This window comes from Yersinia sp. LJYL362, from assembly GCF_048323875.1.
Map to the genome: position 1 here is coordinate 1 of NZ_JBLWEX010000140.1, position 11,699 is coordinate 11,699.

The window sequence follows — 11,699 nt, forward strand, 5'->3', positions numbered from 1 at the left end:
CCTGAAAGCCGGGTGTATCCGCATTAGCAATATTGGACGACAGGATCTCCTGTCGTTGCGCGCGCAAATTAAGCGCCTCTTGTTGAAAACGCAGAGCACCGTCCAGTTTGTCGAGCATAGTCCCCCCACAAGGTTAGAATTTGGAGCCGACAGCATAAACGCCGTACAGGGAAGCCTATCGTCAGAATAAGGGCAAAATGCGTTGCTATTTGTTCCCTTAACCTCAGCGAGGTACAGGTACACTAGTGGGTAACAGGGGCCGACTCGGTGTTACCGGGTTGTGTAGACGGAGAAGAGATGGATGGCAATGAACAGAAATGGCGTCATAAAATGTGCATTGGGGGTGCTGTTGCTGAGTCAAGCCGTCACTCATCAAGCGATGGCGACAGATTTATCAGTGCAGGTAAATCAATTCTTCCAACAGCAATATCCGGATAAAGAGAGCCAGGTTAACGTGGTGATTAAAACCCCGCAGAACCAGTGGCCACAATGTGATATGCCGGAGATAACGCTCCCGGCTAATGCCCGCACTTGGGGCAATATTAGTCTGTCGGTCCGTTGTGATGGTGTGCGGCGTTTTATTCAGACCCAAGTACAAGTCAGTGGTCATTATGCAGTGGCGGCTCGTCAACTGGCAGCAGGTGAAAAAATTACACCGCAAGATATCGAAATGAAAAAAGGTCGGCTCGATACCCTACCTCCCGGCGCGTTATTGGAACCCAACTTTGCTCAAGGTGCGGTCAGCTTGCGACAAATCAATGCTGGCCAACCGCTAACACGCAATATGTTGCGCCGCCTGTGGATAATAAAAGCAGGGCAAGATGTGCAGGTCTTGGCACAGGGTGAAGGGTTTAATGTTAACAGTAATGGTAAGGCGATGAATAATGCGGCCATTCAAGATACTGTTCGGGTGCGCATGGCATCAGGCCAAATCGTCAGTGGCACCGTGGCCGACGATGGCACCGTTCGTATTATGTTATAGTTATTAAAGTTTTTTTAACCTGTGCCGATAACCCTAATATGCAGTTATTTGCGGGTAAAAAGTGACAATCCCGCCATTCTTTTACTGAAAGATAAAAGTCTTGCGGGTCGATAAACGTCAATCCCGCTATAGAGGGAGCAACAGAACATGAGTATTGATCGCACTCAACCGCTATTACCGGTGACACAAGTGCAGCCACGGGAAACCAGTGATATTGCGCAACAAACGCGTAAACCTTCCGCTCAATCAAAAACACCGGTAAGTGGTACTGAGGTTAAATTGAGTGATGCGCAGGCAAAACTGATGCAACCGGGCAGCCAGGACATCAATGTAGAACGTGTAGAAACCTTAAAACAGGCGATCCGTTCAGGCCAACTGACCATGGATACCGGTAAAATTGCCGATGCCTTGCTCAAAAATGTTGCCGATGACCTGAAGAATAGCTAGACGTAACAACAATCGTTGCCCGTAAAATTATTAACCGTAAAAGGATAGGTGGTGGTGGAAAGATTACAAACCAATCTGGACCAGCAACTGGAACTGCTTGAATCGCTGAAAACCGTCGTAGCGCAAGAGCAGCAACTGCTGTGCTCCGGTCGGATTCAAGGTATCGTGTTGCAAGGCGTAACTGAACAAAAAAGTTCAATTTTAGCGACCTTGGCTTATCTGGACCAGACCCGGCTCACCACCGAAAAAAGTATCAATATTCAAGCGCCCTACAGCAACGTCACTGCATTAGCGGAGCGCTGGCAACGTATTTTGGAACTGGCCGAAGGCCTGCGCTACGGCAACCTGCATAACGGGCTTTTGCTGCAACAACATATTGAGCACAACACTCAGGCGCTGGCGGTGTTGAATACACGCCACGGCCAATCACTGTATGGGCCAGATGGTCACTCTAAAGGTGCCAGTTTGCTGGGCCGCAAGATTGGTATTTAGCACTATTGAGGCTCCGAGCACAGTGGATATGCTGATGACACCGATGCTCCCTGCAATGCACCACTAGTCATATCCATGGCGACAAAATCTGTGCTGGTCGTTTTGGCCCAATAATTGCCTGTTGGCCAGCTTGAACTATAGGCGGCCAAACTCCCCCACTCGCCCCACAAAGTAGCGTCAGCTGAACGCGTGCCGCCATTGGTGGCGCGCGAGGACTCAATCAGCGCTACGAAATCACCAAGCTGCTGACACGCTCTACTCGCAGCTAAACTATCCATCAGCGAACTGCTTCCCATGAAGACCCACAAATTAGGTTTGAATTGATAGGTTGCCGTATAAGTCGGGAATTTTTTACTTTTTGCCGTCACAATGACGGTGCTGCTATAGGTCTTATAGGCAATCTTGACCTGACCCTGACTATCAACCGACGCGCTGGCCGCATAGGATGATGTCCAGTCATACTGGGTATTATTTGTCACATTATCATTCATCTCCAATTGGAACGTAGCACCCTGGAAGATAGTTTTGGGGAAGCTTTTATCTGTGGCAAATTGCTCACCGTTCACCTTAATACCGGTTATCTTTGGTATCGGATATAAGGTAATTGTTTTCTGCAACGAGCTAAATGGCACCCCATCCACCTGCGGCGTGATGTCGACATTTCCAACGGAATTCCCCACCACATTGGCGGTATAGTCGTCAGCATTTTCGGTGATCGTACCGATATTTATCGACACACCACTTTGAATAAATTCAAGATCTTTTATTCCGCTGACAAACTCATTATTTTTATTACGCGGTATAAATGATAGTAGCGATGACATAGTACCATCGGCAACAATATCAGCTGTGGAAACGTTAAAACTTGAGTTTGTGACATCTGGCGGCAGCACGGCAAATCGCACATCAGTAGTAGACTGTTGCCCCTGAATATCTAAAGTGACCACTGACACCCCAGCAGTGGTGCTAGTTAATGCAATGCTTATCACGCCCTGCGCATCGGTTTTTTCCGTGACTTTACTGGGAAGCGCGCCATTACTGGTGGTTATCACCCCCTCTTGCCCGACAATCGGCGAACTATCACTATCAGTCACTGTAAATTTCACCGTGATGGGCGTACTGCCATCAGCAAGTGCACCATCATCAGTCACCTCCGAGGTGATAACAAACTGAGGTTGCTGCACAATAACGGTCAAAGTAGATGGATTAGAACTATTGCCCCGGTTATCGATAGCCGTTGCGCTGAGGGTATAGGTATTAACCGCCGGTTCGCTCTCGCTAGCTTTCCCCGCAGTACGACTCGCTGGTGCCACCGGTTTATAAGGCGGTAAGACCACATTGTAATCTGTTGCACTGACGGGTATTAATTTACCGCCGGCAGCAACCCATTGCGCATCATTCCAGAGAATACGTTGTAGTGCAGATTGAGACTGTATTTGTGCACCAACGGAATAAACCTGCCCCGGCAGGCCGGAGAGTACGGCAGGTGAGAATGCTAATTTGAAAGTATTCTGTTTTTGGTATTCCAGAACAATATTTGGATTGCGTTCAACCAGATTATAACGGCTCTCAGCCAGTAAACGGGTTCCGGCCACTGCTGCGGGGCTAAACTGCGAACGGAAACTTTCCCCCAGTCGATAATCCATTTGTAAATTCCATTGTGTTTCATGCTGCCGACTTTTTCCCATTCGTTGATCGACCCCCAGAGTAATAAAGGGGATCGGCGTATAGATAAGCCCTGCGGTCACCGCATAAGGGTTACTTTGCAGGTTATCTTTACCAAACAAAGCCACCCGCTCACCATGATATTGCTCATATTTTAATTTTCCACCCAACTGTGGAAGTGCAGGTAAATACGCTTTAGCGTGAATATCACCTCCGCTTGCCGGGCGCTCATTATAGTCAACGAAATCACGAGATTGATGCCATCCATTGAGACGAAAATAACCATTAGCCGATAACTGTAAATAATCAGTCCAGGCTTCTGCACCCACGCCAAGACGATGATTGTGCCCGGTCATATCATTGTCATAGAAAGTGTTAAAGCCATACATCCAGCTTTGTTGGAAGGTACGCACCCCAGCGCCGATATTAAGGGTATTGCGACTGTCTTTATTTCTTATACCCAACTGACTAAAAAAGATATACGAAGCAGAGTCATACCAAGGCAACAACCAATCAAGAGAACTTTCTTTGGGGGAGAATTTTTTATCAAAGTTAACATTAACCTGAGCCGTCCCGAATCTATTTAACCAGTGTTTTATTTCCTGATTTGCCGCATCATTTACCATTGACCTGGCAATATTGGATGCATTACCCGACGCCGCCAGACTGGTTCCGGTATTGATCATCTTATTGATGGTTTCATTGTGGTTAGCAGGGTTATCTAACTCTTCTGAATTAAAATAATATTGCTGTGAGAACCCATAAGTAAATATGCCAAATATTAAACCAGTCAACAATATTAACTTGTAAATTATTTTAGTCATAGTTAGTGCATTAAAAAATGAATACATTAATGTACCCCTTAGGTATAAATTAACGCGACAATACTTACTTAAATAGCAGAAATGAAAACAGCGACAAGAAATGACCTCTTCTTCATTCTTGCAAACACCAATAATAGAATAGCAGAACTTAAAAAAAGGAAATTAAAACATTAAAAACAACAGCGGTAACAAATAAAATACAAAACAAGTCATCATGGTAATATTGACTGGTTAATTTAATTGCCAGGTTATATTTAACCTGAATATATATGGCGATATATTCTTATTATCAAAATAGCTTACATTCGTCTCATAAAATAGACTCTCTCCATTTTTCACGAGGTATTAATCTGACAAGGCTAAGCAACCGTTGGCTTAGTTTAAAGGAGGGTATATGAAAAAACAGAGTGTACTATTGAGTTTGGTTTTTTGCGGTGTAATGGCGATGTCAGTACATTCAACAGCGCAGGCAAAACAGCTAAGCAGCATGATGCTACTTCCTATGTGTTGCGCCTTCACTTATCCATTTTGGATTCAACGATAATTGACGATGACCTGGTTATTAATGACTTGCAGTGGCGGATTGACCCGCCCTTTTCCTGCGATAAAGTAGATAAATGTCAGCTGAGTCGCAGCCGCTTCTCCGGCCAATCCACGACTCAGCCCGCTGCCACCCTCAAGTGGCATACAGCGGCTTGGCGTACATAATTTAACTTGTAAACCATCTGGTGCTGCTGACATTAATTGGTAGCGCCAACTTATCGATACAATTCGCGCATTTTCTTGAGCCAGTGCAACCGGTGATTGTAGCGGTTTGGCGGAGATTGCCACACCGCGAAAACTCTGAGTAACACCAATATCTTCGGCAACCCAAGAGCCTGAAGCTATTGCATTTAGTGGCAATATTCCGATTGAAAATAAGCCCACCAGAACGCTTCGGGAAAGACAAGTCAGCATCAGGCAGCTCCAATGGTTGAGGTCATGCGGATTTGGCGATTGTCGCCGATTTCCAGATTAGACAGCACCACCATCTGCGGCAGGCTGCGGCGCAAGAAGCGGGCTAATAATGCACGCAGTGCGTGGTTAACCAACAACACTGGCGGAGCGCCCAGCATCTCTTGACGTTGCAGCGCTTGCTTGGATTGTTCCAGTAGACGGTCAGCCAGCCCCGGCTCTAAACCGCTACCACCTTGCAGTGCTTGTAATAACAAACGCTCTAAGGCTGCATCCAACCCAATGACTTGAATCTCACCGGTACCAGGGAACCACTGCTGGGCAATTGAGCGGCCCAGCGCGACGCGTACCACCGCGGTTAACTCATAAGGGTCGGTTTGATTTGGCGCATGCTCGGCAAGCGTCTCAATAATGGTGCGCATATCACGAATGGAGACTCGCTCCAGTAACAGGTTTTGCAGCACCTTATGCAGCGTGGTTAAAGTCACCACTCCGGGAATAAAGTCCTCGGTCAGCTTCGGCATCTCTTGTGAAACCCTATCTAACAACTGCTGGGTTTCCTGACGACCGAACAAGTCACTCGCATATTGACTGATCAGGTGATTCAAATGTGTGGCGACGACCGTACTGGCCTCAACCACGGTAAACCCTTGAATCTGTGCTTGTTCACGTAATGCACTTTCAATCCAGACCGCAGCCAAACCAAAGGCAGGATCTTGTGTCGCTTCGCCAGGCAATGTCCCAACCGCATTACCTGGGTTGATCGCCAGCCAGCGGCCCGGATGGGCTTCACCACTGCCAATCTCAACCCCTTTCATGAGGATCCGATAACTCGCAGGCGGGAGTTCCAGATTATCCCTGATATGAACCACCGGCGGCAGATAGCCCATTTCTTGAGCAAACTTTTTGCGGATACTGCGAATACGCCCGAGTAACTCACCATTTTGCTGGAAATCAACCATCGGGATTAGGCGATAGCCAACTTCCATACCCAGAGGATCTTCCAGTTGAACATCTGACCAGGTGGCTTCCGTCGCTTGTTGTTGATCCTGCATAACCGGAGCTTCTGCGGCTGCCGGTTGCTGCGACTGTTTACCCCGTAAACGCCAGGCCAGAGCCAATAAGGCCGCGGTGAATAGCAGAAACACAAAGTTAGGCATACCGGGCACCATACCCAGTAAACCCAATACGGCCGCACTCAACACCATCACCCGCGGGTTGTTGAACAACTGGGTGACCATTTGCTGGCCGACATCCTGATCAGTGCTCACACGGGTAACAATAACACCCGCGGCGGTGGAGATAACCAATGCCGGGATTTGCGCAACCAAGCCGTCACCAATGGTCAACAATGTATAGGTTTCTGCTGCATGACCCACAGCCATATTGTGCTGAAGTACCCCGACTAACAGGCCCCCGACCACGTTAATGACCATAATCAGTAACCCAGCAACAGCATCACCACGAACAAACTTACTGGCCCCGTCCATTGAACCGTAGAAGTCCGCTTCTTGTGTCACATCAGAGCGGCGCTTTTTCGCTTCGTCTTCACCAATCAAACCGGCGTTTAAGTCGGCGTCGATGGCCATCTGCTTACCGGGCATACCATCGAGAACAAAACGTGCGCCAACTTCAGCAATACGCCCAGCCCCTTTGGTGATGACCATAAAGTTGATGATCACTAAAATAACAAAGACCACGATACCGATGGCGAAGTTACCGCCCACCAGGAAATGGCCAAATGCTTCAACCACCCGTCCTGCTGCCGCAGCACCGGTATGCCCATCCATCAAAATAATACGAGTAGAGGCCACGTTTAGGGATAAACGCAGTAAAGTCGAGAACAACAGAATAGTCGGGAATGCCGCGAAATCCAAAGTACGCTGAGTAAACATCGCAACCAGCAACACCATGATGGACAGCGCGATGTTGAAGGTAAACAGCAAATCAAGGACGAAAGGCGGCAGTGGCAGCACCATCATCGACAAGATCATGAGGATTAAGATTGGCCCGGCAAGAATTTGCCACTGCGTATCTTTGAAATTGCCCGGTAAACGAAGCAGGGCGGCCAAATTAGCCATTAGTCAGTCTCACTCTCTTCTGTTGCAAAATCCAGCCCTTCCGGTACCGGCAGATGTTCAGGTTTTTTCGGGATTAGCCCACCTTCCCGCTTCCAGCGTTTCAGCTGATACACCCAGGCAAGGACTTCAGCTACTGCCGCATAAAGGGTGGCAGGAATATGTTGACCCACTTCGCTGTGCCGGAATAATGCCCTGGCCAGCGGCGGAGCTTCTAATAAAGGAATGCGATGTTCAGCGCCCAATTCACGAATGCGCAGCGCCACGGCTCCCGCCCCTTTCGCCAGGACTTTTGGCGCACTCATTTTGGTTTCGTTGTATTGCAACGCAACAGCATAGTGAGTCGGGTTAGTCACTATCACATCAGCTTTGTGCACATCAGCCATCATCCGCCGGCGGGCCATGGCCCGTTGCTGCTGGCGAATACGCCCTTTCACATGAGGATCACCTTCTTGATCCTTGAACTCATCACGTATTTCCTGTTTGGTCATACGTAACTTTTTAATATGGCTGGTTATTTGGAAAAACACATCAAAACCGACCATGGGGGTCAAACCTAAAACCACCACTAGCCCACAGAAAATAATCAAGTGGAGCGCATCACCTAAGGCGGCCACCGGAGGAGCGGCCATTAACCGCATCATATCGGGCCAGTTATGCCAGAGAAATATGCCGGTAACCCACCCCACCAGTGTCGCTTTCAAGATGGCTTTTAGCAGTTCAGCCAGCGCCTGAGAGGAGAACATCCGCTTTAAACCGGCAATCGGACTCATCCGCTTGAGGTCAAATTTGATTGACTCGCCGCTAAACAGTACACCACCCAGTAGCATCGGTACCGCCATTGCCACTATGACCAATCCGGCAAAAATGGGTATCAGCGCTATCAGCGTTTGCCTGAGTAACATGCCAATTTGGCGCAGCATTTGCTTATCATCACTGATAAGGCCGTGATCAAAATGCAACCCCTGAGCAATCATGGCAGCCAGTTGACGCGCCATCGATTCCCCCGAAACCCACAGAATAGCCAAACCGGCCCCGAGCATCAGCATCGAGGTCAGTTCGCGTGAACGCGGTATCTGGCCTTTCTCGCGAGCCTTCTCCAGCTTATGGGCTGTGGGTTCCTCGCTTTTGTCCGCATCGCTATCTTCAGCCACAGCAATGGCTTCTGTTAGCGTAAATGTTCCTGTTCAGCGTAAGCGTTCCCATCTAAGAGAAAATTAATATGCGTAGCATGACAAACATTTAGTTAGCCTATGGATGGAACAACGCTGCAATTAGGGGGTTATTTCTCGGATGAGTGCACTCCATCAGCATAGATTGGAGTGAATTTATGAGTAAAACATGCCTTGCACGTCAAATGCCCGCATAGCTAAGGTTGTTATAATATGAAAAATGACATTGCAATTATTATTAAGTTAATTGAACATTTAAAACGGGCTTGTTGAGTATATAGACAGGTTGAGTGTTATATAAACAGTTTTGGCTCCAGCCATTTCTCCACATCTGAATAATAGCTATCCAGATAATAGTAAAATCATAACATTCATATTAAAGGGAAATTAAAATGAAAAGATTTGACGTTACTTATGATGTTTTGAGCAATGAAAGAAAAATCATCTCAATAATAAAATCGGCTCATACCCTTGTTATAAGGATGCATCCAGAGAGGATTTTCTCCACCATGATGCTCAGCGCCATCAACGATAACACTATAAAATATAAAATCATTTTCAGTATTCCAAGTGCTAATACCTATGTTATCAGCATAGATGCCCCCACGGATAGAGTGAATGAGATCAAGAAAGTTATCGCTAATAATAAAATGGTCAGGTTCGCCGGGTATGGATTTAAAACTGAAAATAGCAAACAGCCATTTATTTATACAGAAAATATATTCGTTCAATTCAATGATGATTTATCCGAATCTGAATGTGAAAAAATAATATGTGGATATACGCTTACCATTAAGATGAAAATAGCATTTCTTAAAAATGCTTATTTTGTTTCAGCACAAGAAGACACCGGCGACGACACTTTTACTCTTGCCGAAAACATTTTAAATAGAAAGGATATTAAGTATTGTCATCCTGAATTAATTTATCACAAAGAACACAAAACCATTCACCCTAACCAGTGGCATTTAAAGAAAACCACCGTGCGTCGTGAAGTCGAGGTTGACGCCAGCGCCAATGTTGAAAGTGCGCACAAAATCACCTTAGGCAAAGACACAACTATCGCCGTCATTGATGACGGTTTCGATATGGGTCATCCGGAGTTTAGTCGTGAAGGAAAGATACTCCATCCTTGTAACCTATCTGGTACCAACATCGATGATGATCCTACACCGGGCAAATATGATACTCACGGTACGCCATGTGCAGGGGTGGCCTGTGCCGATGGCCGCTATGGTGCCTCTGGTGTGGCACCAGAAGCTAACCTTATGCCAATACGTCAAGTTAGCGGGTTAGGTTCGTTAGATGAAGCTCTTGCTTTCGTGTGGGCAGCAGATCATGGAGCTGATGTTATCTCTTGCAGTTGGGGGCCGAAAGGCAGCCTGTCGGCTAACTCAGATGATCCTCAACATGACGTTGTGGCCGCACTGCCAGCATTGACTCGTATGGCTATTGATTATGCTATTGATAAAGGGCGCAAAGGCAAGGGGTGTGTCGTCCTTTTTGCAGCCGGTAACGGCAATGAATCCGTCGAGATAGATGGTTACGCCAGTTATGAATCGGTTATTGCTGTCGCGGCTTGTAATGATCGGAGTACCCGATCCGTTTACAGCAATTATGGTAAATCACTTTGGTGTTCTTTTCCCAGTGACGATTATGAAGACCCCACGTTCGGCAACCCTGCCCCTCTAACCACGGGTATCTGGACCACCGATCTGCGTCGTGAATATGGTGATAACCCAGGGGCTAGCACGGCTGTAGGGGATATTTTTGGTAATTATATTAATAATTTTGGTGGGACTTCCAGCGCCTGTCCCGGTGCTGCCGGTGTTGCCGCTTTGATTATTTCAGTCAACCCCACTCTGAACTATCAAGAGGTCAAAGATATCATTCGCGACAGTTGCGACAAAATAGATGAAAAAAATGGAGGCTATGATGAAAATGGTCACAGTGAATGGTATGGATACGGGCGAGTCAATGCGGGCAAAGCTGTGTCGTTAGCCCAAAAATTGTATCAGGAAATGGTAGGGTGCCATAAAAAATAAAAGCGGCGCGGAGAAATACATCTTAGCCAACGGCCATGCAGATGAGGAAACGACCTCATCTGCACCCGAAACATTTTCTGCCGCTTAGAAACCCAAGCTATCTAACAGATCATCAACCTGGTCTTGGCTGGCAATGACGCCAGCGCCATTTTTATCCAGTTGCGGCCCATTGAGTAGACTGTCGGTCGGTTTTTGCGGTTTTGACGGCATATCAGGAATGTTCTCCATCAATACCATTAATAACTGTTTCTCAATTTCTTGCACCACATCCATCATGCGCTTGATAACCTGACCCGTCAGGTCTTGGAAATCCTGCGCCATCATGATTTCCAATAATTGCGCATTGGTAAATGAGGTATGTTGTGGCACCACATCCAGATATTCACGGGTATCAGTGACCAGAGAACGGGCATCTGACAGCTCGATTGGATTCTCAAACCATTCATCCCAGCGAACTTTTAGTGCTTTAGCGGATGACTCAAGTTCATTCTGACGCGGCTGTGCTGCTTCAACACAGTTCAAGGCTCTTTCCGCAGCCTGCGCTGTCATATGAACCACATAGTCCAGACGGTCACGGGCATCAGGAATGGCTTCTGCCGCCTGAGCAATTGCCTGATCAAGACCCAACTCACGCAAACTGTCGCGTAACATCCGCGTCAGTTGGCCAATACGACTTATTATATCACTGGCTGATGCCGCATCTGTTGCGGGCATTTGATGGTTACTCATCTCGCCTCCTTACATACCCAACTTTTCAAAAATCTTATTGAGCTTCTCTTCCAAGGTAGCGGCAGTGAAAGGTTTCACTACATAACCACTGGCACCTGCTTGCGCTGCTGCGATGATATTCTCTTTTTTAGCTTCAGCCGTGACCATCAGAACGGGCAGAGTACCAAGAGCCCCATCAGCACGGATAGTTTTCAACAGGTCCAGGCCATCCATATTCGGCATGTTCCAGTCAGAAACCACAAAATCAAAACCACCCGTACGTAATTTATTCAATGCGTCTACGCCATCTTCGGCTTCTTCCACATTGTTAA

Annotated in this window: 11 protein-coding genes; 4 read left to right on the forward strand and 7 right to left on the reverse strand. The window is 47.2% G+C overall.

Annotated elements, in window-relative coordinates; translation table 11 throughout:
- The coding region (locus ACNSO8_RS06475; protein WP_418393662.1) for a flagellar basal body rod protein FlgB at positions 1 to 118 on the reverse strand (118 nt) is incomplete at its 3' end.
- Positions 119 to 301: 183 nt separating this feature from the next.
- On the opposite strand from ACNSO8_RS06475, the gene flgA reads away from it, so the two are divergent.
- The 3 genes from flgA (at position 302) to ACNSO8_RS06490 (ending at position 1,921) form a co-directional block, all read left to right on the forward strand.
- Positions 302 to 982 carry a flagellar basal body P-ring formation chaperone FlgA gene (flgA, locus tag ACNSO8_RS06480; RefSeq protein WP_046051165.1) on the forward strand — a complete coding sequence of 227 codons (681 nt, stop codon included), beginning with the start codon at positions 302 to 304 and terminating at the stop codon, positions 980 to 982.
- 147 nt (positions 983 to 1,129) lie between these two features.
- Positions 1,130 to 1,429 (forward strand): flagellar biosynthesis anti-sigma factor FlgM, encoded by a 300-nt coding sequence (flgM, locus tag ACNSO8_RS06485; RefSeq protein ID WP_019080852.1) that lies wholly within the window; start codon positions 1,130 to 1,132, stop codon positions 1,427 to 1,429.
- Between the two features lie 51 nt (positions 1,430 to 1,480).
- Positions 1,481 to 1,921 (forward strand): flagella synthesis protein FlgN, encoded by a 441-nt coding sequence (locus ACNSO8_RS06490; RefSeq protein ID WP_019082867.1) that lies wholly within the window; start codon positions 1,481 to 1,483, stop codon positions 1,919 to 1,921.
- A gap of 2 nt (positions 1,922 to 1,923) precedes the next feature.
- Here ACNSO8_RS06490 and inv read toward each other — a convergent pair whose 3' ends face one another.
- From inv to flhB, 4 genes are all read right to left on the reverse strand, one after another.
- The gene (gene inv / locus ACNSO8_RS06495; RefSeq protein ID WP_418394161.1) at positions 1,924 to 4,437 is read right to left on the reverse strand and encodes an inverse autotransporter invasin Inv; all 2,514 of its coding nucleotides are present in this window, start codon (positions 4,435 to 4,437) and stop codon (positions 1,924 to 1,926) included.
- A gap of 507 nt (positions 4,438 to 4,944) precedes the next feature.
- Positions 4,945 to 5,367 carry a flagellar protein FlhE gene (locus ACNSO8_RS06500; protein WP_046051167.1) on the reverse strand — a complete coding sequence of 141 codons (423 nt, stop codon included), beginning with the start codon at positions 5,365 to 5,367 and terminating at the stop codon, positions 4,945 to 4,947.
- Complete coding sequence (flhA, locus tag ACNSO8_RS06505) at positions 5,367 to 7,445, reverse strand: flagellar biosynthesis protein FlhA (RefSeq protein ID WP_019080857.1); 2,079 nt, start codon at positions 7,443 to 7,445, stop codon at positions 5,367 to 5,369. The genes ACNSO8_RS06500 and flhA overlap by 1 nt, the downstream gene beginning before the upstream one ends.
- Entirely contained in the window at positions 7,445 to 8,596 is a 1,152-nt protein-coding gene (flhB, locus tag ACNSO8_RS06510; protein ID WP_005164474.1) for a flagellar biosynthesis protein FlhB, read from the reverse strand. The genes flhA and flhB overlap by 1 nt, the downstream gene beginning before the upstream one ends.
- 410 nt (positions 8,597 to 9,006) lie before the next feature.
- Here flhB and hreP point away from each other — a divergent pair, with 410 nt between their 5' ends.
- Positions 9,007 to 10,659: a subtilisin/kexin-like serine protease HreP gene (gene hreP, locus ACNSO8_RS06515; protein ID WP_418394162.1), complete on the forward strand. Its 1,653-nt coding sequence runs from the start codon at positions 9,007 to 9,009 to the stop codon at positions 10,657 to 10,659.
- 84 nt (positions 10,660 to 10,743) lie between these two features.
- Here hreP and cheZ read toward each other — a convergent pair whose 3' ends face one another.
- Positions 10,744 to 11,388, reverse strand: coding sequence for a protein phosphatase CheZ (gene cheZ / locus ACNSO8_RS06520; protein ID WP_005164477.1), 645 nt, complete (start codon positions 11,386 to 11,388; stop codon positions 10,744 to 10,746).
- Positions 11,389 to 11,397: 9 nt separating this feature from the next.
- Positions 11,398 to 11,699: chemotaxis response regulator CheY (cheY, locus tag ACNSO8_RS06525; RefSeq protein WP_418393655.1), on the reverse strand; the 302-nt coding region annotated here is incomplete at its 5' end.